This is a genomic window from Pseudomonas sp. GM30, from assembly GCF_000282275.2.
Taxonomy (GTDB): Bacteria; Pseudomonadota; Gammaproteobacteria; order Pseudomonadales; family Pseudomonadaceae; genus Aquipseudomonas.
In genome coordinates this window covers 111,574-135,543 of record NZ_AKJP02000032.1, presented here as the reverse complement: position 1 = coordinate 135,543, position 23,970 = coordinate 111,574, and the positions used below count along the sequence as shown (strand labels likewise).

At 62.0% G+C, this 23,970-nt stretch carries 22 protein-coding genes; 4 read left to right on the top strand and 18 right to left on the bottom strand.

The window, feature by feature from the left end; all coding sequences use genetic code 11:
* The first annotated feature begins 120 nt into the window (after nucleotides 1-120).
* Nucleotides 121-2,481, top strand: coding sequence for a tetratricopeptide repeat protein (locus tag PMI25_RS27045; RefSeq protein WP_007969163.1), 2,361 nt, complete (start codon nucleotides 121-123; stop codon nucleotides 2,479-2,481).
* Between the two features lie 153 nt (nucleotides 2,482-2,634).
* On the opposite strand, the gene PMI25_RS27040 is transcribed toward PMI25_RS27045, so the two are convergent.
* From PMI25_RS27040 to PMI25_RS27030, 3 genes are all read right to left on the bottom strand, one after another.
* Nucleotides 2,635-3,609, bottom strand: a complete 975-nt coding sequence (locus PMI25_RS27040) for a hypothetical protein (RefSeq protein ID WP_007969162.1) — start codon at nucleotides 3,607-3,609, stop codon at nucleotides 2,635-2,637.
* 284 nt (nucleotides 3,610-3,893) lie between these two features.
* Nucleotides 3,894-4,373: a DUF934 domain-containing protein gene (locus tag PMI25_RS27035; protein WP_007969161.1), complete on the bottom strand. Its 480-nt coding sequence runs from the start codon at nucleotides 4,371-4,373 to the stop codon at nucleotides 3,894-3,896.
* Entirely contained in the window at nucleotides 4,370-6,043 is a 1,674-nt protein-coding gene (locus tag PMI25_RS27030) for a nitrite/sulfite reductase (protein ID WP_007969160.1), read from the bottom strand. Before PMI25_RS27030 ends, PMI25_RS27035 begins: the two co-directional genes overlap by 4 nt.
* A 344-nt stretch (nucleotides 6,044-6,387) precedes the next feature.
* On the opposite strand from PMI25_RS27030, the gene ccoN reads away from it, so the two are divergent.
* Both ccoN and PMI25_RS27020 read left to right on the top strand, forming a co-directional pair.
* A complete protein-coding gene (gene ccoN / locus PMI25_RS27025) occupies nucleotides 6,388-7,815 on the top strand; it encodes a cytochrome-c oxidase, cbb3-type subunit I (RefSeq protein ID WP_007969159.1) in 1,428 nt (475 codons plus the stop codon).
* Nucleotides 7,816-7,833: 18 nt separating this feature from the next.
* Entirely contained in the window at nucleotides 7,834-8,052 is a 219-nt protein-coding gene (locus PMI25_RS27020; RefSeq protein ID WP_007969157.1) for a hypothetical protein, read from the top strand.
* Nucleotides 8,053-8,184: 132 nt separating this feature from the next.
* Here the strand turns inward: PMI25_RS27020 and PMI25_RS27015 are convergent, their stop codons facing one another.
* A complete protein-coding gene (locus PMI25_RS27015) occupies nucleotides 8,185-8,676 on the bottom strand; it encodes a hypothetical protein (RefSeq protein ID WP_007969155.1) in 492 nt (163 codons plus the stop codon).
* A 205-nt stretch (nucleotides 8,677-8,881) separates the two neighbouring features.
* Between PMI25_RS27015 and PMI25_RS27010 the strand changes: the two genes are divergently transcribed.
* Complete coding sequence (locus PMI25_RS27010) at nucleotides 8,882-9,574, top strand: aspartate/glutamate racemase family protein (RefSeq protein ID WP_007969154.1); 693 nt, start codon at nucleotides 8,882-8,884, stop codon at nucleotides 9,572-9,574.
* 113 nt (nucleotides 9,575-9,687) lie between these two features.
* Here PMI25_RS27010 and PMI25_RS27005 read toward each other — a convergent pair whose 3' ends face one another.
* The 14 genes from PMI25_RS27005 to PMI25_RS26940 all read right to left on the bottom strand — a co-directional run bounded on the left by PMI25_RS27005 (nucleotide 9,688) and on the right by PMI25_RS26940 (nucleotide 23,769).
* Nucleotides 9,688-10,197, bottom strand: a complete 510-nt coding sequence (locus PMI25_RS27005) for a GNAT family N-acetyltransferase (RefSeq protein ID WP_007969153.1) — start codon at nucleotides 10,195-10,197, stop codon at nucleotides 9,688-9,690.
* Nucleotides 10,198-10,280: 83 nt separating this feature from the next.
* On the bottom strand, nucleotides 10,281-11,261 hold the full coding sequence (locus tag PMI25_RS27000; RefSeq protein ID WP_007969152.1) for a LysR family transcriptional regulator: 981 nt from the start codon (nucleotides 11,259-11,261) through the stop codon (nucleotides 10,281-10,283).
* Between the two features lie 158 nt (nucleotides 11,262-11,419).
* The gene (locus PMI25_RS26995) at nucleotides 11,420-12,367 is read right to left on the bottom strand and encodes a peptidylprolyl isomerase (RefSeq protein WP_007969151.1); all 948 of its coding nucleotides are present in this window, start codon (nucleotides 12,365-12,367) and stop codon (nucleotides 11,420-11,422) included.
* Entirely contained in the window at nucleotides 12,364-12,834 is a 471-nt protein-coding gene (locus tag PMI25_RS26990; RefSeq protein ID WP_007969150.1) for a YbjN domain-containing protein, read from the bottom strand. Before PMI25_RS26990 ends, PMI25_RS26995 begins: the two co-directional genes overlap by 4 nt.
* A 17-nt stretch (nucleotides 12,835-12,851) precedes the next feature.
* The gene (locus tag PMI25_RS26985; protein ID WP_007969149.1) at nucleotides 12,852-13,481 is read right to left on the bottom strand and encodes a hypothetical protein; all 630 of its coding nucleotides are present in this window, start codon (nucleotides 13,479-13,481) and stop codon (nucleotides 12,852-12,854) included.
* Nucleotides 13,482-13,499: 18 nt separating this feature from the next.
* Nucleotides 13,500-15,197 carry a putative porin gene (locus PMI25_RS26980; protein WP_007969147.1) on the bottom strand — a complete coding sequence of 566 codons (1,698 nt, stop codon included), beginning with the start codon at nucleotides 15,195-15,197 and terminating at the stop codon, nucleotides 13,500-13,502.
* Between the two features lie 39 nt (nucleotides 15,198-15,236).
* On the bottom strand, nucleotides 15,237-15,941 hold the full coding sequence (locus tag PMI25_RS26975; protein WP_007969146.1) for an energy transducer TonB family protein: 705 nt from the start codon (nucleotides 15,939-15,941) through the stop codon (nucleotides 15,237-15,239).
* Nucleotides 15,942-15,944: 3 nt separating this feature from the next.
* Entirely contained in the window at nucleotides 15,945-16,370 is a 426-nt protein-coding gene (locus tag PMI25_RS26970) for an ExbD/TolR family protein (RefSeq protein ID WP_007969145.1), read from the bottom strand.
* Nucleotides 16,371-16,381: 11 nt separating this feature from the next.
* The gene (locus tag PMI25_RS26965) at nucleotides 16,382-18,181 is read right to left on the bottom strand and encodes a DUF2341 domain-containing protein (protein WP_007969144.1); all 1,800 of its coding nucleotides are present in this window, start codon (nucleotides 18,179-18,181) and stop codon (nucleotides 16,382-16,384) included.
* Nucleotides 18,182-18,193: 12 nt separating this feature from the next.
* The gene (locus tag PMI25_RS26960) at nucleotides 18,194-19,792 is read right to left on the bottom strand and encodes a ShlB/FhaC/HecB family hemolysin secretion/activation protein (protein ID WP_007969143.1); all 1,599 of its coding nucleotides are present in this window, start codon (nucleotides 19,790-19,792) and stop codon (nucleotides 18,194-18,196) included.
* Between the two features lie 57 nt (nucleotides 19,793-19,849).
* Nucleotides 19,850-20,461 (bottom strand): transposase, encoded by a 612-nt coding sequence (locus PMI25_RS26955; RefSeq protein WP_007969141.1) that lies wholly within the window; start codon nucleotides 20,459-20,461, stop codon nucleotides 19,850-19,852.
* A 266-nt stretch (nucleotides 20,462-20,727) separates the two neighbouring features.
* Nucleotides 20,728-21,936 (bottom strand): DSD1 family PLP-dependent enzyme, encoded by a 1,209-nt coding sequence (locus PMI25_RS26950; RefSeq protein WP_177325751.1) that lies wholly within the window; start codon nucleotides 21,934-21,936, stop codon nucleotides 20,728-20,730.
* 74 nt (nucleotides 21,937-22,010) lie between these two features.
* Entirely contained in the window at nucleotides 22,011-23,339 is a 1,329-nt protein-coding gene (locus PMI25_RS26945; protein WP_177325750.1) for a D-arabinono-1,4-lactone oxidase, read from the bottom strand.
* Nucleotides 23,340-23,415: 76 nt separating this feature from the next.
* Nucleotides 23,416-23,769 (bottom strand): c-type cytochrome, encoded by a 354-nt coding sequence (locus PMI25_RS26940; protein ID WP_007969138.1) that lies wholly within the window; start codon nucleotides 23,767-23,769, stop codon nucleotides 23,416-23,418.
* Nucleotides 23,770-23,970 lie beyond the last annotated feature (201 nt).

The following is a 23,970-nucleotide window of genomic DNA, read 5'->3' as shown; positions in this document are numbered from 1 at the left end:
TCACACAAGACCGGGAGCTGCTTCACACCCGTCATTTGACAGATGACGAGCATCCGGCAAAGCTGCACCGAGCTTGAACGCACGCCAGATGGCAAATGCACCTGGACCACGGAAGTCGTAATGCCCAAGCATAAAAATAAAGTCGCACAGCCTGATCCTGATTCGTCTCGACCACCCCTTTCACGTTATCTGTTTCCCGTCACCATCGGCGTATTGCTGGCCGCTGTGGCGGGCATCGGCTGGTTTCTGTTCAGCCCCGCGCCTGCACCGTCCAAGGCCCCGCCGATCAGTGCGGCCGCACCCGTGGTCGCCAAACCACAACCGCTGGCACAGAAGCCTGCCAGCATGGTCGACGAGCAGCAATGCCAGGGCTGCCACACCGAACAAGTCAAGGACTGGCAAGGCTCGCACCACCAATTGGCGATGCAGGCCGCGAATGGTGAAACCATGCTCGGCGACTTCAACAACGTCGCCTTCAAGGCTGAAAACGAGACCACCCGTTTCACGCGCAAGGGCGACGAGTTCTGGGTCAACACCCCAGGCATCGACGGCAAGAACGCCGACTTCAAGGTCGCCTACACCTTCGGCATCGCGCCGCTGCAGCAATACCTGATCGAAGTCGGCGAAGGCCGTTTGCAAGCGCTCGGTGTGGCCTGGGATACCGAGAAAAACCGCTGGTTTCACCTCTACCCCGGCCAGGGCGTGAACTTCAAGAATCCGCTGCACTGGAGCAAGCCCAGTCAGAACGCCAACTTCATGTGCGTCGAGTGCCACACCACCGGCTTCAAGCGCAATTTCGATGCGGCCAGCAACACGTTCAACAGTCAATGGAACAGCCTCGGCGTCGGCTGTCAGGCCTGCCACGGTCCGGCATCCAATCACCTGGAGTGGACGCAGACAAAAGACGATCTGATCCACAAGGGTTTTGCGGTCGACCTCAAGGACAAGAACGCCACCGTCGAAATCGAAACCTGTGCCCGCTGCCATGCACGCCGTGCGCCACTGGGCGATGGCTACACCGTCGGTAAACGGCTGATGGACGACTACCTGCCAAGCACCCTTACCCGTGAACTGTATGCGCTGGACGGCAAGATCAAGGATGAAGTGTTCGAACACGGCTCGTTCCTGCAAAGCAAGATGTTCGACAAGGGCGTGCGCTGCAGCAATTGCCATAACCCGCACAGCAGCGAACTGAAAGCACCGGGCAACGCGGTGTGCCTGCAATGCCACAACACGGCGGGCAAGACTTCGGTCGAAGGCGTCGATGGCAAAGGCCTGCAGGCGAAGAACTACGACTCCAGCGAACATACCCGCCACACCATGGGCCAGCCCGGCTCGCAGTGTGTGGATTGCCACATGCCGGGCAAGTTCTACATGGGCAACGACTGGCGGCATGACCACAGTTTCAGCATCCCCAACCCGGAGCGTGCGCAAAAACTCGGCACCCCGGATGCCTGTCTGAGCTGCCATCAGGGCAAGGCCGGCGACAAGGTCACTGCACAGTTCAAGTTGTGGAGTGCCTCCGCCACCACCCCGCAGGCGCCGCGCTATGACGAAAGCCTGTGGCTGATCCGCAACGGTCAACCGGGCGCTGCCAACGCCTTGTATGAGCAGCTGCAACGCAGCGATCTGCCGGCGATCCGGCGCGCGACCTTGCTGGCCGAACTGCCGTTGTACCCCAGCGATCAGGCCTTGAAACTGGCGACGCTCGACCTGAAAAACCGGGAGCCGCAGGTGCGTGAAAGCGCGGTGCGGGCCATCAGTGCCTTCCTGCCGCCAGCGGAGCGCGCTGCGTTGCTGACGCCAATGCTCAACGATCCGGTGAAAGCCGTGCGCATTGTCGCCGCGCGGGACCTGCTCAGCGTCGCGCGCAACAATGGCCTCGGCGCCGTACAGGCCAATTGGGACGCAGCAATTGCCGAGTACGAAGCGGTGCAGAACAGTCTCGCGGAACGGGCCGAGGCCAATCTGAATCTGGCGATGCTGTATCAAGCCAGCGGGCGTGCTTCCGAGGTTGAAGGATTGCTGCGCACGGCACTCAAGCGCGATCCGGACTTTTACCCGGCACTGGTGACGCTGGTGCAATGGCTGGAGGCCAATGGTCGTGGGCAAGAGGCGCAAACGCTGCTGGACGACAGCCTCAAGGCGTACCCGGAGGCTGCGTTGTTGCAGCACACCCGTGGCCTGTCATTGATCCGCGCCGGCAAGACGGCAGAAGCCATGACCGCCCTGCACAAAGCCGCGCAACTGGAGCCGCAGAACCCGCAGTACGGTTATGTGCTGGCGGTGGCGCTGCACGACAGTGGCAAGGTGACTGAAGCGTGTGATGAGCTGGAGCGTTTGCTCAAGATCCAACCGGCGAACCGCAATGCGCGGCTGTCGTTGATCCAGTACTACCTGGAAAACGGCCAGGAGCCGAAGGCGCAGGTGCTGTTGCAGGGCTGGAAGAAGATGAACATGGGCGATCCGGCGCTGAAATAACCCTGAATACCTGTGGCGAGGGAGCTTGTTCCCGCTGGGTGGCGCAGCCACCCCAAAAACAGACATTGCGATTTATCTGGCTGACTCATCATGTCTGTTGGGGAGTGCTGCGCACTCCAGCGGGAGCAAGCTCCCTCGCCACAAAATCTGCGCTTACCAGGACGATGTCGCCCCGCTCTTCAAAGCCATCTCGCGGCGGCTGTTGGCGCGCATCGCCTTGATCAGCGACACCGAGCCCACCAGCAGAATCGCCGCGCCGAACAGGAAGTCGATGTTGTACAGTTGGAAGTCCTGCACCGGCCCCACCAGCAGCACCCGCACTACGGCAATGGTCACCAGCGTGGCGAGGAAATCGATCCCCGGCTCATCGCGATAGAACACATGCAGCAATGGCAGGCACAGCACCAGCAGCAACAACAGCACCACGACCTTGAACGAGCCTTTGCGCTCGACGCTGAACGCGCATTCGTGCGGGCCGTAGGCCTTGTAGTCTTCGTCGCGGATCATCGAGTTTTTCTCGTTGATGTACTCGACGCGGTTGTACTTCTGGATCGGCGTGAAGGTGTTGGACATGTCCATCAGCGTGGTGATGTTCTTGAAGCGCAGGTCGACGCGCTCGCTGCCCTTGAGGTAATACAGCACCGGTTTGTAGCCGTAGCGATAGGTGTCGAACGGAAAGTCGGTGACCTGGCCCTGCACGCCGATCGGCCGTGGTTCAAGCTCGGCGTAGGCACTTTTGGTCGGCGAGGCGAGGTTGCGGCTCAGCGGCTGAACCTTGACCTGTTCGAGGAAGATCGGCGTCACGCCATACGACCACTGCAACGGTTCCAGGCGCAGGCGCAGTTCGTTGCGACCCAGATCGTAGCGGTTGAATGTGCGTTCGGAGACCACCAGCGAGCCACTGAGCATGAACTCGCCGCGCAGGTTGTTGGTCACGCGCAAGGTCAGTTGATCCTTGCCCAACAGCGCCGCTTCGGTGGACGGCGGCGCGCCGCACCACGCGGTGCTTTCACCGGCGCCGCCCAACTGGCCGTCGCGGTTTTCCTTGAACACATAAAAGTAACTGGCCCACAGCGTCAGCATCAACAGCAACGCGGTGAGACCGAGGATTTTTTTACCCGCAGTCACAAAACAGACTCCCTTCTTCGTTCCGTCGTCCAGCCGAAAACCCGCTGGCGACGGCGACTCTACCAAAAGGCCAGCATCGACCCAAGGAAAAATCCGGGAATGCTGCGGAATGTAAGGGTTTCCCTTGCATGTCACCGCAAAACACCTGTGGCGAGGGAGCTTGCTCCCGCCGGGTGGCGAAGCCGCCCCAAACCAGACAACGCGTTTTACCTGATGGACCGCATCATGCCTGTTTGGGAGTGCTGCGCACTCCAGCGGGAGCAAGCTCCCTCGCCACAGAGTCTTCAGCGTCTACGGAACAAGGGGCGTGGTTCTATCACCGAGCGCCCGTACAACACGCTCATCCCCGCCAAGCCCTTGAGCGCATCTTCAGCCGATTTGTCCTCGCGCACCGCAAAGCTGTCGAACCCGCACTGACGCATGTGGCTGAGCTGATCACGTAGCACATCGCCAATCGCCCGCAACTCGCCGGCCCAGCCAAACCGGCTGCGCAGCAGATACGCCTGACTGTAGGCGCGACCGTCGCGGAAGCTCGGGAAATCCAGGGCAATCAGCGGCAGCGAGGCCAGCCACGGCACCACGCTTTCAACTTCATCGTCCGGCCCCAGCCACACCGCGTGGGTCGAGGGCGACTGCAGCCAGTGCGCCAATGGCAGGATCAGCAATCCTTGCGGCCTGCCCTGCTCCGGCTCGCGAATCAGCGTCCACGGATCGTCTTCGATCAGCCGCGCAACACCCTGCCCCAAGCGCAGCAGATTATTCATGCCGATACCTCCAGCGCTTTCGGGTAGACCCGCTCCTTGAACGGCTCCAGGCCAATGCGCGCCACGGTGTCGACAAACAGTTCCTCGCTTTCGCGGTAACGCACGAAAGTGCCGATGATCCGCTCGATCACCTGCGGCACCTCAGCCGCGCTGAAGGACGGGCCGATGACTTTGCCCAGTGCGCTGTGCTTGCCCTGCGCGCCGCCAAGGGTGATCTGATACCACTCGCTGCCGTTCTTATCGACGCCGAGAATGCCGATATTGCCGATGTGGTGATGGCCGCAGGCGTTCATGCAACCGGAGATGTTCAGGCTGATGTCGCCCAGGTCGTGCAAGTAATCGAGGTTGTCGAAACGCGCCTGAATCGCTTGGGCAATCGGGATCGACTTGGCGTTGGCCAGCGCGCAGAAATCGCCGCCCGGGCAGGCGATGATGTCGGTCAGCAGGCCGACGTTGGCGCTGCCCAGATTGCGCTCGCAGGCCAGTCGCCAGAGTTCGTACAGGTCGGACTTTTGCACGTCGGGCAGGACGATGTTTTGCTCGTGGGCAATGCGAATCTCGCCGAAACCGAAGCGCTCCGCCCAGTCGGCCACCGCCAGCATCTGCTGGCCGGTGACATCCCCCGGCGGTGCACTCAGCCCCGGTTTGGTCGACAGCACAACGCTGGTGTAGCCCGGTTTCTTGTGCGGCTGCACGTTGCGCGCGACCCAACGGGCGAACGCCGGGCTTTCGGCCAGGCGCGTGCCGAAGTCCGGATCGGTGTCGGCCAGGGTGTGATAGATCGGCGGCACGAACGCTCTGGCGACCCGCTCGTATTCAGCCTCGGTCAGCTGCGCCGGGCCGTCCTTGAGGTGTTGCCATTCTTCTTCGACCTCGTTGGCGAACGCCTCGATGCCCAGCGCCTTGACCAGAATCTTGATCCGCGCCTTGTACTTGTTGTCGCGCCGGCCGTGGCGGTTGTAGACCCGCAGGATCGCCTCGACATAGGACAGCAGATGCTGCCACGGCAAGCCTTCGCGGATCTGCAGACCAAGGATCGGCGTGCGCCCCAACCCGCCGCCGACGATCACCCGCAGCAACATCTGCCCGTCGCGCCCCGGATAAAGATACAGGCCGATGTCATGCATCATGATCGCCGCGCGATCCTGCTTCGCCGAGCAGATGGCGATCTTGAACTTGCGTGGCAGGAAGAGGAACTCCGGGTTGATCGTCGACCATTGCCGCAGGATCTCCGCTAGCGGGCGCGGGTCGATCAACTCGTCCGCCGCGACCCCGGCAAAGGCTTCGGTGGTGATGTTGCGCACACAGTTGCCGGAGGTCTGGATCGCATGCATGTTGACCTGCGCCAGGCGTTCAAGGATGTCCGGCACCTGGGCCAGCTCGATCCAGTTGAATTGCAGGTTTTGCCGCGTGGTGAAGTGGCCGTAGCCGCGATCGTAATCGGCTGCGATGCTCGCCAGCGTACGCATCTGCTCGGCACTCAGGGTGCCGTAAGGAATCGCCACCCGCAGCATGTACGCGTGCTTCTGCAGGTAGAGGCCGTTTTGCAGACGCAGCGGCAGGAACTCTTCTTCGCTCAACTCGCCAGCCATGAAGCGCTCGACCTGATCGCGAAACTGCGCAACGCGCTCGAACACCAGTGCGCGGTCGTAATCGTCGTATTGGTACATGTGCCTGCCCCACCTCATCAATTAATTCTGTGGGAGCGAGCTTGCTCGCGAATGCGGTGTGTCAGCCAACAATGCAGTTGCCTGACACACCGCATTCGCGAGCAAGCTCGCTCCCACAGTTTTCGTAAAGGCACTATGGACGAGCAGCGCAGCACGCAACAGATTCACCTGAAACGATAAAAACCATATCAGGGCGCGGCAGAACGCCGCAGGCAGCACTTCAATCTGATCCGTACAAATGAAAGATTCCTGAGCCTGTTTTGTTTCCGGCGCTGTTCCTACAGTGCAGCTCGTGCCAGACCAGGGTGGCCTGGCAAGACTTTGCAACCGTGGATGAACTGACCATGAGCACAGCAACAATCGGACAGGCTTATAACTACAAGGTCGTCCGCCAATTCGTTATCGCGACGGTTTTCTGGGGTGTCGTGGGCATGGCGATGGGGGTCTGGATCGCCTCGCAACTGGTGTGGCCGGACATGAACCTCGACCTGCCCTGGACCACCTTCGGCCGCTTGCGGCCATTGCACACCAGTCTGGTGATTTTCGGTTTCGCCGGCAGCGCGCAATTCGCCGCCAGTTACTACGCGGTACAGCGCACCTGCCAGGTGCGGCTGTACTCGGACAAACTCGCCGCCTTCACCTTCTGGGGCTGGCAATCGGTGATCGTGATCATGCTGGTCACCCTGCCGCTGGGCTACACCACCACCAAGGAATACGCCGAGATCGAATTTTCCGGCGCGGTGTGGATGGCGGTGGTCTGGGTCGCGTACGCCATCGTGTTTTTCACTACGGTGGTGCAGCGCAAGACCAAGCATATCTACGTCGGCAACTGGTTCTTCGGCGCGTTCATTCTGGTGATCGCCATGCTGCACGTGGTCAATCACCTGTCGATCCCGGTGGACTGGTTCAAATCCTATCCGGTGTATTCCGGGGCCACCGATGCCATGGTGCAGTGGTGGTACGGGCATAACGCGGTGGGTTTCTTCCTGACCACCGGCTTCCTCGGGATGATGTATTACTTCGTGCCGAAACAGGTTAATCGCCCGGTGTATTCGTACCGGTTGTCGATCGTGCATTTCTGGGCGCTGATCACCCTGTACATCTGGGCCGGCCCGCACCACCTGCACTACACCGCGCTGCCGGACTGGGCGCAGTCGCTGGGCATGGCAATGTCGCTGATCCTGCTGGCGCCGAGCTGGGGCGGGATGATCAACGGCATGATGACCTTGTCCGGTGCCTGGCATAAATTGCGCACCGACCCGATCCTGCGCTTCCTGGTGCTGTCGCTGGCGTTCTACGGCATGTCGACCTTCGAAGGGCCGATGATGGCGATCAAAACCGTCAACGCCCTCTCCCACTACACCGACTGGACCATCGGCCACGTTCACGCCGGGGCCTTGGGCTGGGTGGCGATGATCACCTTCGGCGCGACGTATCACATGGTGCCGAAAGTCTTTGGCCGCGAGCAGATGTACAGCACGCCGCTGATCAACCTGCATTTCTGGCTGGCGACCATCGGCACGGTGTTGTACATCGCCTCGATGTGGGTCAACGGCATCACCCAGGGCCTGATGTGGCGCGCGATCAACGAGGACGGCACGCTGACCTACTCGTTCGTCGAAGCACTGCAGGCCAGTCATCCGGGCTTCATCGTGCGCTTTGCCGGCGGGGTGTTCTTCCTCAGCGGCATGCTGCTGATGGCCTACAACGTCTGGCGCACGGTGCGGGTCGCCGACGTGGCGCTGGCACGCAGCCAGGCGCAGATCGCCTGAGGCAGGGAGCCGAAGAGGATGGAGATTTTCTTGAATGTGTTGGGGGTGGTGTTTCTGTGGCTGGCGGTGGAGTACTGCCTGCGCCATCAGACGACTGAAAGCCTCGATGACGCGAGCATGGTGCCGTTTGCTGATGATCCGGAAGTGGCACGGCGGGTGGAACTGGCGACGGGTAAACCCGTGAATGCGGTGGCGCCGGAAGAGGCGAAACCGGGCTGGATCAACCTCGATATGTAGGATCGCCCTCAATCCCCTGTGGGAGCGGGCTTGCTCGCGAAAGCGGTCTATCAGTCGCCATCAATGTCGAATGGGCTGCCGCCTTCGCGAGCAAGCCCGCTCCCACAATGGGAAATGGGTGAAGCCCTGATATCAGCTGCGATCGCGTGGAATCAGGCTCTGCAGCTGCTGCGCGAGAAAGTCCGCATCGAACGCAAAGGTGTCCGGATCCTTCAGGCCATTGGTCTTGCGCCATTGCCACTCACCGCTCGGCAAACCGACCAGCGAAATGCTGCCGTAGCGCGCCGCCGTCAGGCCCATCACCGCCAGGGAAATCTGCCCGGCGCTGCCCATCACGTCCGGCACGAATTCCACCGGTTTGCCGGCGATCACGATGCTCAGTTTCTCGGTCTTGAAGGTCGAGGTTTCCACCGGCGTGCTTGGCCCGAACGCGACGTAAGCCTCGCGGCTCACCTCCAGCAGGTTCGGCGCCTGCACCGGCTCCAGCCATTGCTGGATCTGGCCGAACAGCTCGCTGATCCGTGCGGTCCAGGTCTGCGACTGGGTTTCGAACAGTTGCTTCTTGTGCGCTTCACTCTCGGCATAGTGACGAAGCATTTCGCCCAGTTGTTGTACGTCGTTCATCGGTACGTTCCTCGGGGAGAGCCTGCGATAGTCGATAGTGACAGATCGAGGCGCCGGCGTACGTTAAACCTCGATCGCCAGCACCGGGACACTTGGCAACAGGATCAACGGTACAGTTGCTTTGTACTGGCATCCGTCATTGAACCGATGGACACTCGGCCGGAGCCCGACTTTTCCAATACGGGCCATTGTTCGAGGAATTTCAATGCGTACCATCGGCCTGATCGGCGGCATGAGCTGGGAGTCCAGCGCTGAATACTATCGACTCATCAATCAGCAGGTCCGCGACCGCCTCGGCCCGCTGCGCTCGGCGCAAATCCTGATGTACAGCGTCGACTTCGGCCCGGTCGAGCAGGCCCAGCACGTCGGGCGTTGGGACGATGCGGCGGCGATTCTGGTGGATGCCGCACGCAGGCTGCAGGCCGGCGGCGCCGATTGCGTGGTGCTGTGTACCAACACCATGCACAAGGTCGCAGAACAGATTCAGGCGGCGATCAGCATTCCGTTCCTGCACATTGCCGAACCGGCGGCGCAGGCAGCATTGGCGATTGATGCACGCACAGTCGGCCTGCTCGGCACGGCGTTCACCATGGAGCAGGACTTTCTCAAGCAACGGCTGATTGCGCAGGGTTTGACGGTACTGGTGCCGGACGCCGCCGAGCGCAAGGACGTGCACCGGATCATCTACGACGAATTGTGCGTCGGGGTGATCAGTGACGAATCGCGCAGAACCTATCAACAGGTGATCGAATCACTGACCGCGCGCGGCGCCCAGGCGATCATCCTCGGCTGCACGGAAATCGGTCTGCTGGTCAAACCCGAACACAGCGCCCTGCCCCTGCTCGACACCACCGAACTGCATGCGCAGTCGGCGGTGGCGTTTGCGCTCGGCGTCTGACTCCACAGAACCTGTGGGAGCGTGGCTTGCCCGCGAAGAACGATGACGCGTAATACCTGAAAAACCGCGGTGACTCTTCGCGGGCAAGCCACGCTCCCACAGGATTTTTTGGCTTATCGACGACGCAGACGGGCCATGCTCAGGGTGTCGACCCATTGCCCGTCGCGCACCGCGTAGTCACGGAACAGGCCTTCGTTCTCGAAACCGAACTTGCGGTACAGACCGATGGCCGCCTCGTTGTCGGCGTACACCGAGAGTTCGACCCGGTGCAGGTTCATCCAGTTGTCGGCCACGTCCAGCGCCGCCGCCAGCAGTTTCGACCCGACACCCTTGCCCTGCCACGCCACGGCGACCGCCATGCCGACACTGCCGGCGTGGGCGCGGCGGATCCGTGAATAGTTTTCCAGCCCGAGATGACCGACCACCGTGCCCTGATGCAGCGCCACCAGTTTGATCATCCGCTCGTTCTCTGCCAGCAACCGCTGGCGCCAGATCTCAGTGGACTGAAACGGCATCTGCAGCACCTGGCGAGTCACGGCCGGATCGTTGTACAGCGCGGTGACGGCCTCGATATGCGATTCGTTGAAGCGTTCGAGGGTGATGGCGGGGTTGTGGTCGGGCATGGCGGATCCTTCCTGGATCGATGTGTGGCCAATCACTCTAAACCGCAAAGACCGACGCATACAAACTGTATGGCGTACGCAGGTCAGGTCTGGAACCATTCCTGGCGTTCGTTGAAGGTGTGCTGGATCAGTTCGACCAGGGTTTGCACTTCGGCGACGTCCCGGGAATCAGCGTTGACCGCCAGCCATGCCTGCAACTGCATCGGCTCGTCAAACAGCCCCGGCAGCGCAATCAGCCCGCGATCAAAGCGGCTCATGTACGCCGGCAATAAACCAATGCAAGCGCTGCAGCGGATCATTTCCAGCATCAGTTCATAAGACTGCATCTGCACCACGCCGGCCAGACGTTGTTCGACCAGTTCATTCCACGGCCGGAAGCTGTCGATCTGCCGGTCGTGCTGCCATTGCACCAGCATGAAATCGCTCAGATCATCGGCACTCGCCGGGCGCGCGGTGACCCGGGAATAGCGTTTGGCGATGTGCGGCAGGTAATCCAGGCGCGCCAGGGCCTGCGGCTGACTGGTGGCGAAGGTCGGGCCGGGGCTCGGGGTGTCGCCATGGGCCAGCCACAGCACCACGTCGGCACTGACGGCGCGCAATGAAAGTTCACTGTCCAGCGCAATGATCTCCAAACGGACGCTGGCATTGCGGCGCAGCAGTGCGATCAGGTCGCGGCCGAGGATGTCATGCAGGATCGACTCGGCAACCGCCAGGCGGATCAGTGGCTGTTCGACTACCGGCAATTTTCGCTCGTGAGCCAGTGCGACCAGTTGTGCCTGCAGTTGCTGACCTTCGCGGGTCAGGCTCAGGGCGCTGCCCTGAAAGCTGAACAGCGAGTGCTGCAGCTCCTGCTCAAGCTGCGCCAGTTGTTTGCGCAACAAGGTCGAACGCACGTTGAGGCTGCGCGCCGCCTGCATGAAACAGCCGCAACGGGCACTGACCAGAAAATATTGCGCGACGTCGGCATCGATGGTCGCGGCTTGCGCCAGCCACGGCTCGCGCTCGCCCTGTGCCCAGCGGTAATCGGGGCTACCCTGTCGTCCTGCGGGTTCGGTGAATGACATCGATGACTCCCTGTCGATCTTTGTATTTAGACATTGCGTAGATCCCTTGTAGGAGTGAGCCTGCTCGCGATGGCGTCGGCACAGCTGACATCTTTTTGCCTGACACACCGCTATCGCGAGCAGGCTCACTCCTACAGGTTTTGTGGTGTGCCAGTGCTCTAATTGTTGGTTTCGAGGACTTTGTTCAGCTCAGCCCCATCGATACTCAGCGTCGCGGTATTGAGCATCCCGTCCAGATACGCCTGAGCAATCTGCTCCTGACGTTGCGCACGCAAGGCCTGGGTCAGTTGATCGCGCAGCTCGTCGAGGGTCGCAGCACGTGCCGGTTGCTGTTCGGTGAGTTTGATCACATGGAAACCCGCCGCGCTCTGCACCGGCTCGGACACCGCACCGACCTTCAATTTCGCCACCGCACCCCGTACCTCCGGCACCAGTTGCTGCAACGGTTGCAGCCCGGTGTCGCCGCCACGTTCGGCAGTCTGCCGGTCCTGCGAATACTGAGTCGCCAGCGCGGCAAAATCCGCCGGCGTGCCCTGGGCTTTCTTGCTTAGCTCGGTCGCCTGCTTGCGCACGGTATCTGCGCTCTGGGCATCCGGCACCGCGAGGAAAATCTGGCTCACCCGATACAACGCCGGCGTCTGCCAGTTGGCCTTGCCAGCGTCGTACGCCTGTTGCAGCTCGGCCGCACTCGGGTAGTCCGCCGGCACCGTGCTCACCGAGCGCAGGTAATCGCGAAACACGATCTGTTCGCTGGCCGCGCGGGTTTGCCGCACCACGTCCGGGCGCTGCGCCCAGCCCTGAGCATCGGCCTGTTCCAGCACCGCTTTCTCCGCCAGCCGCGCACGAATCCAGCGTTCCAGCGCTTCACGGTTGCCGCGCAGTTGTTCGGCGCTTGCCGGTGGCAATGTCGCCAGCAACGCCTGCAACTCCTGCGGCGTCACCTGCTGATTGCCCAGTCGCGCTACCGCCGGTCCCGCAGCAACCGCCGCCAACGGCGACGATTGCTGGGCGGCAACCGGGTCAGTGCCCGGTCGCAGCACCAGCGCCACGGCTACCACCAACAGCGCCACTGCCCCGGCGCCGATCACCATGGCAGGCTTTTTCACAGCGCGACTTCCTCTTGCTCAGCGGTAGCGACTTTAGCCGGCGAGGCTTGCGCGGCCTGGCTGAAATCACGCAGGTAGACGATGAACTCCTGCAACAGGCGATCCCACAATTCCAGATTGCCGCGCAGGTGATCGCTGCTCACACCGGCCGCCAGCACCACGTCCATTTCCATCACCAGAAATTCGCCCTGCAACGACAACCGCGCAAAACGCCGGGTGGCGTTCCACTGTTCGGCCACACCTTGTGGCAACTCACCTTGCACCCGCAGCGCACAGCTGAACGTGAAGTCGACGTAGCTGCCCTGCTCCACCGCCGGGTTGCCGAAACGCACGGCGTAACCGATGCCCTGACTGGCGCTGAGCAACTGCACGATGCCGTTCTGTTCGGTCTGGTTGACGCGATAACCGGCGGCTTGCAGGACGTCGGTCAGGGATTGTGGGGACACATGGCTGATCAATTGAGTCATGACTTCTTCCTTGTTTATCAGTGCGAGAGCGCGGCTTGCGGCGCGTCGAATTGAGTCTTGTAAAGCTCGTCACCAAACCCCTGGGCCAGCTCATCGAACTTGACCCGGGCGCTGCCCGCAAAGGGCTGGCGGATCTTCATCACCTCGGCGACATCGATTTTTTCGTAGGCGGTGAGGATCTGCTTGGCGACGCCGTACATCTGCTGATTCTTGACTGAACATTGCTGCACTTGTGTGTCACGTTCAGCCAATTGCGCTTGAAGCTTAGACCGTTCTGCCTCTTTGGCACGGGCCATGACCAGCAACTCGTCGTAGGCCTTCTTGAACTTGCCGACCTGCTCGTTGCTGGCGGCCACTTGCGCCTGGGCCTGGCTGTGCAGATTCTGCTGCTGGCCGGCCAACTGCTCGGCGAGGCCTTTGGCCTTGGCCAGTTCGGCGGTCAATTGCTTGATCTGCGCCTGCGCGGCCTTGGCTTCGTTCTGCGCCGCCAGTTGCGCGGCGCTGGCCTGAGCCTGCTGACTTTGCAGGGCCTGCAACTGCTGAGTGGTGCTGCGCAACTGGGTACGCAGACGCTCTTCCATGCCTTCGGCATGCGCGCCGTGTGCGATGAAAAAACTCAGCCCCAACAGAAAAACTCGTGCGTGCATGACCGTACTCCCGGCGCCTTAGAAGCGCGTGTTGATCTCAAGCTGCAAGACGTCGATGTCGAACGGCGCGCCATACACCGCCTCGGTGCTCAGCCAGCGGCCGGTGGCGTAGACGTTCTTCGCCAGACCGTAATTGCCACCGAGGAAATAGCCCTTGGCGTTGGTGCCGCCGAGGTGGAACGAGGAATCGTTGAAGCCGTCGGGCAAGGCGTCCGGCTGGATGTACTTGTAGCCGGCGAACAGGTTCCAGTCGCCCTGCTTCTTCAGGTCCAGCGCGTTGCCGAGGGTGAACTGCACCATCCACGCATTGGCGCCGCTTTCGATCTCGCCGTTGCTGTTGAGGTTGTTGACGATCTGCCCCTCGGAGCGCTTGCGCATGTCGCCTTCGTCGTAACCGAGGTTGTGGATGTAGTTGCCCTGGCTGCGCAGCTTGAAGTCTTGCGGCAGATCTGCATCCCACACCAGGTTCAGGTCGAGCAGGTTGAACTCCGACGCCAGGCCGACGAATTGCGGCTGCGGCGTGGTGGTCGGGTTGGCCGGGTTCGGCGTGATGTCGCGCAGCAGGAATACGCTGTTGCCCTTCTGCATGAACGCCGCCCGAGTGCCGTCGGTGTCGCAGCCCGGGGCGCCGGCCCACGGTTCGCAAGGGCTGGAGCGCTGGCCCTGAATGTCGTCGAAGCGGTAGTAGGCCAGCGCACCTTTGAGGCGGTTGTTGCTGTTGATCGCCCACTTGGCGCCGAGCTGCGCGCCGTACAGCCACTTGTTGTCGCTTTCTTCCTTGTCGAAACCGTTGCTGGTGGTGGTGTCGTTGGTGTAGTCCACCGGGAACGCGCCGACGGTGCCGAACACCCCCCAGTCGCGATTGAGCTTGTGGTCGAAAATCGCCGCCACGCCATCGAAGTTCAGGTCGTTGGAATACAGCATGTCGGTGGACATGAACGGGTTGGCGAAGCGCCCGCCGGTCAGGGTCAGCTCGTCGGTGGGTTTCCAGTTCAGGTAACCCTGGTCGAGCCAGATGTCTTTCTTGGCGAAACCACCGCCGAGGTTCTGCGTGGTCGACACCGGGTTGTTGTCCGAGCCGGTACCGATGCGGATGCCGGCGGTCCATTCCGGCGAGATCACCGCTTTCATGCCGAGCCGTGCGCGCAGGCGGAATTGGTTGGTGCGATCTTCACGGGTGTTGAGCAACGGCGGCAGATTGGTGCTGCTGTTGGGGTTCACGTCGTACGGGCCGTTGTTGTTGAGTTTGGCGAAGTCGACGATTTCGTTGCTGTTGCTGCCCGAGTAGTAACGCGATTCATCGCGCAGGCGGATGTCGCCATCGAAGCTGATGCGCGAAGCCCAGTCTGGAAAGGTGTTGGGCGCGGCCCAGTTTTCCTGCTTGGCGGTGGCCATGACTTCGGCCTTGACCTGATCGCGGATCTGGTCACGCACTGCCGCTGGCACGTACTGCACGCGCACATCACCCGGTGCGGCCACCGGTCCGGCTGCGACCGCTGTGGACGCGGCGGCCTGCTTGACCTGCGCCGCTTCGTTCTGCGCCTGGGCGATCAGCGCGTCGGCCTTGTCCTGTTTCAGAATGCCCTGCTCGACCAGCAAGCGGATCAGATTGATCGTGGCGTTCTCCGAGGGCGCAGGCGCTGCCGCGGCCTGACCGACCAGGGTCGCGATGACCATGCCGACCGCCAGGGACAATCGATTCACGTTGGAAATCATCTGCACACAACTCCTTTTCATACAGCTTTATGAATTCGGTTAACCCGGACGCCGCCCTTGCAGGGACAGGCGCACAGGCAAGGTGATGGAGGCCGGTGGCCGTTCGCTCAGGTGCGGCGCGTTGCGCAATGCGGCCAGCACCTGAGTGTCGATCTCGGGCTTGCCGCTGGACTTGACCAGCTCGACCCGGATGATTTCGCCGACGCTGCTCAGCCACACATCGGCCTGCAGCGAGAACGCCAGGTTGCGCAAGTCGGGGTTCTCGCGCAGCAGCTTCTGGAAAGTGAACGCGAGGAACTGGCTGTAAGTGCCGGTGCCCAAACGTCCGCCACCCGCCCCGGCCATGCCGCCGCCCTTGCCCGCGCCGATGTTGAACGCGTCGTTGCCACTCTGCGCGTCACCGTCCATTTGCATCGGGTTGGCCAGATCGTCCGCCGGCGATGGCGGCGCCTCTTCCTCAGGCTTGACCTCCTGTGGCTCGGGCGTCGGTTCGGGCTCGACGACTTTTTCTTCCACCGGGGTTTCCGGCTCCGGTGGTTTTTCCGGAGGTGGCGGCGGCGGTGGCGGCAACGGGATGATGGTCGGCACCTTCGGCGCTTCACGGCGTACGCCGCTCATGTCATTGGCCCACTGCCAGAGGAACCACGCAGCGAGCGCGCCGAGCAGCAGCCCGGCGCCCCACTTCACGTAGCGCAACGGCGAACGCTTTACCGGCAGCGGCTCGATCGGGAGTTGTGCGGTCATCACTCAGCCCTGCGTCGGTTTGCCGGTCACCAGACCGACCTGGGACAGTTCGAGCCGGCGCAACAGATCCAGCACTTCAATGACCTTCTGGTACTGCACCGTGGCGTCGCCGCGCACGATCACCGGGAAGTCCGGGCTCTGCGCCTTCTCGATGCGCAGGCGTTCGTCCAGCTCGGCCAGGGTCACCGGGTAGGCGTCGAGAAACACCTGACCGCCGTCGTTGACCGAAATCGCCTTGGTCTTCGCCTCCGACAGCGACACCGAGGCGCTGGCCTTGGGCAGGTTGATCTGGATCCCCGAGACCTGCGCGGTGGCGGTGAGGATGAACATCACCAGCACCACCATCAGCACGTCGACCAATGGGGTGATGTTGATGCTGTCCACCGCTGCATCTTCGTCATCGTCGTGGGAGGCATTTACAGACGCCATGTCGGTGCTCCTCAGGCCGGTACGGAGTGGTTGGCGTGATGGCCGCGCTGATGCGCCGCTTCGCTGGACTGGCCTTCGCCGTGCATCTCCGCCAGACGGGTGATGAACTCGTCGACGAACACGCGCATGTCGGCGCTGACTTCCTTGTTGCGGGTGATCAGGCGGTTGTAGCCAAACAGCGCCGGGATCGCGACGAACAGGCCCATGGCGGTGGCCAGCAAGGCTGCGGCCATACCCGGGGCGATGGCGTTGATGTTGACGTCGCCGGCCATGGCCGTGCCGAGGAACACCACCATGATCCCCAGCACGGTGCCGAGCAGGCCGATGTACGGGCCGCCGGCGATGGCGTTGGACAGGGTCGAGAGTTTCGAGCTGAGGGCCTGGTTCTCGCGAGTGCGCACGCCGTCCATCGAGCAGCGGATCGCTTCAATGGTTGCCGCGGACACCGAAGAGGTATCGGCGCCCTGCTCACGGCGGGTGCGGATTTCCTTGACCGCCACCGCGTACAGGCGCCACAGCGGCGAATGCTGCAGACGCTGGGCCAGTTGCGCGTCGTCAGCAAACATTTCCAGACGGGTGCCGACCTTGGCGAACTGCTCGCGGAAGTCTTCGTTGGCCTTGCTCACGCGGCTGAGGGTGCGGTTCTTGCGCAGCATGATGATCCACGACTGGAACATCATCAGCACCAGCACGGCGATGATCACCCAGGCGTCGACCGGTACGGCGTTAAGCAGGAAACCGAGGCTGCCGAAACCGAAACCGGACTGCTCTTCGTCGACACCGTAGGCCACCAGTTTCGATTCGGCGCCCTGCGAGGTCGCATCGGCCAGCAGCAACGCTGCCGGACGGGCGACTTTCGACAGACGCAGTTCGTCGATGGCACCCACAAAAGGCTGGAAAGGACCCGCGGCCAGATCGCCGCCAATCGCCATCACCGAATTGAACGCCGGCATCGCTTGCGCGAGGGTCGCACTCTCACGACCGTTGATGTACAGGCTGACTTTCGAACCTTCGGCGGTCAGCGCGACGTGCTGCCATTGACCCGGATTCAGCGGCTGAGTGGCCACGGCGCGCTGGCCGTCGATTTCCACAAACGGCACGCCTTGATTGACCCCGACCAGCAGGCTGTTGGCGCCTTCGCGGCGGGCCAGAATCAGTTGCTCGCCACTGGCCTGATCCAGCCGCAGCCAGGCACTGAAGGTGAACGCGCTGCCCGCGTTGTGCTGCAACGATGGGCTGGCCGGCAGCAGCAACGGCTGACCGCTGAACTGCAAGGCGCGCCCGACCACGCCGTCAATCGCCGCGCCGGTGGCGCTTTGTGCGGTGTTGCCGTAAGCGGTGGTGTCCTTGGCCGGGGTGCCGGTGGCGCCGTCGAAGTGATACAGCGCGGTGTAATTCGGATCGAACGTCAACTGGCCGTTGCCGGTGGCCGGGGCCTTCTGGTTGCCGTAGTACATCCAGATGTCCTGACGCTGGCCGCCCTCGACATTCGGCACATCGACCCAGATCAGCGCCATGCCCATCAACGCATCGAAGCTTTCGATCTGGTGGTTGAGCACGGTCTTGTCATCGGCGGCGACGAAGCGCAAATCCGCGCCGTCTTCCTTGACGCCATCGAAGGTGAAATTGCCGGTGTGCAGGCGCACCAGCAGCGCAGTGCGGCCCAGGGCCTGATTGATCCCGGCGCCCTGCGGCGTGGTGTCGACGGCGATCTGTTTGCGGTAATGCCAGTCGTCCTGCCACCAGGCCTGCGCCGTGGCCGGGAGCACGAAGCCCAGGCAGATCAACAACGAAAGAATGAGGCGCTGCATGAACGTGCTCCTTTAGAAAGTGGCTTGAAGGTTGAAGTGCAGGCGCGATTCCTGCTTCGAGGTGTTCGGCCCTTCGAGTAGCGGATAACCCCAGTCGAGGCTGCCGGACAGCCATTTGCTCAGGCTGGCGCGGGTGCCGAGGCCGACGCTGGCCAGGGCGTAACTGGCGTCCTGATCCGGCAACTCGTCGCGCAGATACAGTTGCGCGCCTTCGGCAAAGGCGTAGAAGCGCCATTCCTGCATCCAGCTGCCGGCGTATTTCGCCAGCGACGGCGTGCGCAGTTCCTGACTGAGCAGCACGCCGTCATCGCCGGTGCGTTCCGCCGCCAGATAGCCGCGTACGGAAGTAGCGCCGCCGGCGGAAAACTGTTCGTTGGAGACCAGTGGCCCCGACGCCAATTGGAACGCGCCTTTGCTCGCGCTCTGCCAGTCGTTGTCGAAGGTCCAGGTGAAGTTGCTGTCGCCCTTGAGCACGGCGAAGCTCGGATTGGCGCGGTAGCGTTTGTAGTCGAAGTCTTCGTCGGAACTGCCGTAACCGAAGATGCTGCGGGTAGCCGCCACCAGGCTCAGGCCGAGGCCGAGCTGGCTCTTTTCGGTGTAACGAAAGCCGTTGTAGGCGAAGGTGAAGGGCGCGTATTTCAGCGGCACCTTGTCGCTCTCGCCGGACAGGGTCAGGCGTTCGTCGAAGTCCTTGAAGTCGATGCCGGCCGACAGCGAGTTCGACCAGTTGCCGCTGGACGGCAGCGTATAAATGGCCGACACCCCGTAGGAATGGCCCTTGCCCAGCACGTTGCTGCCGCCGATGGTGGCGACGTTGCTGTCGGACTGATAACCGGAGAACTGCACGCTCCAGCGCTCGGTCAGCGGTGCGGTGTAGGAAGCCGACCAGACCTTGGCGTTGTCGGTATCCTGCGGTGCGGTGAAGTAGGTCAGGTTGATACTGTGGCCGAGTTGCCAGAGGTTGTTGTAGCCGAGGCTGGTCACGGCGCGCAGCTTCTCGGTGTCGGCGCTGTAGTCGTTGTTGAGGCCGACACTGGCGCTCCACGGGTTCTGGTCTTCAACCTGCAAATCGACGTCCATGGTGCCGGGGCGCTGACCTTCGCGCACCAGCGGCATAACCTGGCGGCCCGGGGTTTTATTCAGCTGCGCCAGTTCGCCCTGAACCTTGGCGAAGTCCGGCACCTCGCCTTCTTTCAGCGCCGGGACGTTGTCGCGGATGTCCAGCGGCGAATAGTGTTTGGCCCCAACCACACGCACCCGGCCGACCTTGGTTTCGCTGACTTGCAGATAGACGATGCCGTCGGCCACCGCTTGCTCCGGCAACTCGACGAACACCGATTGGTAGCCGCGCTCCTGATAAGCCTTCTGCAACGCATCGCGGGCGCCTTCGATGTCAGTCATGGCTTTTTGCGGGCCGAGAAACGGGTACACCGCCTCTTCGATCGCCCGGGCGTCGAGCACGGTGTTGCCGCGCACGAAGTATTCGTTGACGTCCACCAGACGTTGCGGCGCAGCAGCTTCGGCAGCCTCTTCGGCGAATGCCGGTTGCGCGCCGGCCATCACCAGCAGCCAGCCCCACAGCGCCAGCCGTGACGTGAAAATCTGATCCACACTACCCCCTGAATTCGCGATGACCTGTTGGCGCTGTCGCGCGCCTTGTGTGTTGCGTCAGTTGCTGACTGTCGAGGCACCGCTGTGCTTGCCGAGCCAGGTGTGCAGCAGCGCGAAGTTCAAGGAGAACTCGGGCATTTGCAGCAAGGCACCGCAGAACACTTCGCCGATGATTTTCTGGATAAGCTGCACCGCACGCGGGTTGTTGAGCAGCGTGGCGATGTCGCGACTGAGGACGTTGAAGCTCCAGACTTTCTGGTTCAGGCCCAGGCCGACGAACCAGCGAAACAGCAGGTTGTAATTGAGTTGTTCATACAGTTGCTGCTCGCTGGGCACCGAATACAGCAGTTGCAGGAGCAGGATGTGCATGACGGTTTGCGCGGGGATGAGCATGCCCGGTTCGGCATTGAGTTCGTGCAGCAGGCCTTGGTGGGCATCGAGCAAGTCGTCGATCTGCGGGCGCAGCAACACCAGCGAATGGCCGGGCGGAATGTAGCTGGAGACCTCTTTCAAGGCGCCCTGCCAGTCATCCTGCGACACGATCCAGACCCACGGCGCGCCGTAGCGATACACCGAAACCGGCTTCTTGCGCGCGGCCTCGACGATCTTCGACAGGCGCTGATCGAGTTCCTGCATGCCCACTTTCGAGTAGCGTTCCATAGTCCCCATTGCCTCACTCCCGGCGTCCCGCCTCGGCTTGTGAAAAGCGCCCCGTTGGGCCCCTCAAGCGCGTTACATAGGCATGACCGGACTGGCTATGTGCTACCGAACTTTTGTCATAAAAGCTTCATTACAGAGGGTGTGAGCGGCACACAAATCAAACTGTGGGAGCGGGCTTGCTCGCGAATGCGGTGTGCCAGTCAAATAGATGCTGACTGACAGGACGCTTTCGCGAGCAAGCCCGCTCCCACAGGGGGATCTGAGGTGTTTTTGGGTCAGGTGTAGACCGGCCAGGTGTCGACGATCTTGCCGCCACGCACCGCCAGCAGATCGCCGAATTGCAGGAGCACGGCTTCGGTCTGGGTGGGTCGCAGGAACACTTGATCTTCAACGGTCAGGCCCACGGCATTCGAACCGTTGACCATCTCCTGATTCGAACTGCGGCCATACACGCCATTACTCTGCAAACCGGCGGGCGATTCGAACTCGGCCATCCAGTTGCCGCCGTAAATGAAAAAGGTTTGGCGCTGGTTGGCGTCCCACCACGAGAACAACTTCGACTTGTCGTCCAGCGCCGGGATGTTCACCGCACCGGTGCTCTTCAGCACTGGCGTGGCGATGTAGGTCGCCGGCACGTGCTCAGCCAGCGACGGCAAGTCGTAATGCGTCGGTTTGAGCATCGCCGTGCCCACCGACACCTCGGTGCTCAGCGTCTCGTTTTCGTGGATGCGGTAACTCGGGCTGCCGGCGGTGTTCAGGCACAGGTTTTCGTTCCACAACACCGGAAACTGCTGGCGGGTGAAATCGACGCAGCGCTGATAAATCAGCATGACCTTGGCGAACAGCTCCTCGGGCGATCCGAGAATCCCCGGCACGCCCATGCCCACGAACGGGTCGTAGCCCATGAACCCGGCGAACTCCAAGCGCTGCGAGTTGGCGCTGATCAGCGTCAGCATCTGCCCCAACACATTCACATCACTGACCCCGCCGCGATGCAGGCCGACGTCCAGTTCGATGTTGATGCGCATCCGCGTGCCGAGCCCCTGCGCCAACGCCAGGTATTGCTGCAGACGTTCGGGGTTATCGATCAGCCATTGCAACTGCCTGGAAGGGTCGAACGGGCCTTTGTGAGTTTGATAGAACAGCTCGGCTGAGCGCACTGGCAACGGCTTGCCGAGCAAGATGTCGGACCGGGGAAACGTGAGCGCATCGTGATTGAGAAACGGCTGATGAAACGACATGAGTTTTTGCGTCCCGGCCCGTTGTGCGATGTAGCTCAACAACCCCGGAGACGGCAGGGATTTTTCCACCAGACGCAATTGCTTGCCGCCACGTTTGACCGACTGCATCACCACGTCGATGTTGTGATCGAGGCGATCCAGATCGATCAGCAGCACCGGGCGCATCGGGCCTTTGTCCTTCAGTTCTTTATTCAGCGCGCGGAAATACTCGCTGTACGGCGCACCGCGATCACCCGGCCGCAGCCAGGCGCCCACGCCCACCAATAAAGCGCCGACACCCAGTGTGCCCAGAAGAAAACTACGTCGATTGACCGCCATCAGCTCACCCCCAAAATCGACTCCAGATGCGCGTTGAGAAAACGTCCGCTCGGATCCAGCGCTTGACGTACGTCAACAAATTCGCGCCAGCGCGGGTACAGCGGTTGCAGATTCTTCGCGTTGAGCGTGTGCAATTTGCCCCAGTGCGGGCGGCCGTTGTACTTCCAGAAGATCGGCTCGACCGCGGCGAAGAAGTTGTGATGATCCATCTGGTAATGCTGGTGCACCGAGATCGAACAGCTGTCGCGGCCCTCGAACATGCTCAGCGGAATGTCGTCGGCCTTGACGTAGCGGTACTCGATGGGAAACCAGGTGCGCAGGTCCTTGTCCTGAATCAGTTTGAGGATTTCCCGCAGACACGCCGGGCCGTGTTCGGCGGGCACCGAGTATTCCATCTCGTTGAAGCGCACGGTGCGCACGTTGGCGTAGATGTCAAACGAGTCGCCGACCCGATCATCGAAACTCGCCAGGTGCCGCAGGCTGTTGAGCAGCGTGCGGCGCAGCTCGGGAAAGTCGCTGCCGTACTTGTCGATCTTCTCGATCAGGGTCACGAACTCGTTACCGCCCTCCTCTTCGGGCGGGATTGGTGGGGTGGCCGGGTCCCCGGTTTCGTTGAGGGCGATGGACAAGGCGTAATCGGAATGGGTGACCACGAGCATTTCCCAGTGCTGGTTTTCCCGAGTGTTCTTGTCGAGGTCTTCGAGCAGCTCTTCGGTCTTGGCGATCCACTGGCGTTCGCGCAGACGATAGGCCGGGCGGTTTTGCAGACGGATTTTCGTCGCCACGCCCAATGCGCCGAGGGACACCCGCGCGGCGTTGAACACTTCGGGGTGACGCTGGCTGTCGCAGTCCAGCACCTCGCCGCTGGCCGTCACCAGTTGCAGGCCGCAGACGTGTGCCGAGTACGACTGAAAGGTTTTGCCGGTGCCATGGGTCGAGGTGGAAATCGCCCCGGCGAGGGTCTGGTAGTCGATATCGGCCATGTTCTGCAGGGCCTGACCGATGTCCTTGAGCGGCACGCCCATGCGTGACATCGGCGTGCCGGCGCCGAATTCTGCCTGCAAGGTTTTCGGGTCGTGGTCGAGCAAACCGGTGAAGTAGCTGAGCGACAGCAGCGTGCCGTCGGTGGGCACCAGGGCGCTGAACGAATGTGCCGAACCGACCGGGCGGATTTTGCCTTGGGCCTGGCGAATCGCAGCGCTCAGTTCATCGAGATTCTTCGGCGCCAGCCGCGCCGCCGGCAGACAACTTTGCCCGCCCGACCAGTTGCGCCAGGGAATCAGCCGCGGGGCGCGCATCAATTGCCCCAGCGCGGGGTTGGCCGCCAGTGCGGTGAACGCGCCGACGATGCTTGCCCGTTGCAACAACTGACGCCGTGTCAGATCCATGCTCATGCGCGCGCCCTTATTGTGGGAGGGGCTGATCGGCCATGAAGCCGATCAGTTGCAGGAATTGTTCTTCGCTGCACTCGACGCACTGGCCCATCGGCGGCATGCCGTTGTAGCCGTTGATGGCATGGTCGAGCAGCGTGTCGGTGCCTTGGCGGATGCGCGGCTCCCAGGCTTGGCGGTCACCGGTCAATGGTGCGTTGGCGGCGGGATTGGCGTGACAGAGCTGGCAGCTGTTGGCGTAGATCTGCGCCAGTACCGGGTCGGTGGGAGTAGCATTGTGAGTGGTCGCCGGCGGTGCGGATTTTTCGTCGCAGCCGCACAGCGTCATCATCAGCGCCAGCAGTAAAGTAAGTCGGATTGCCCGCATAACGATCCTCGAGGATGGCATCGCTTTTTGTTGTGATCACACCTTAAGGCAGGCACGGCAACGGGTTGAGGGCAATGCCGGACAACGAGGGGGGCAAACGGGGCCAGTAGAGAGTGTTCAGGCAACCCGATTCAACTGTGGGAGCGGGCTTGCTCGCGAATGCGGTGTGTCAGCAATGAGGATGTCAGTTGAAAGGACGCA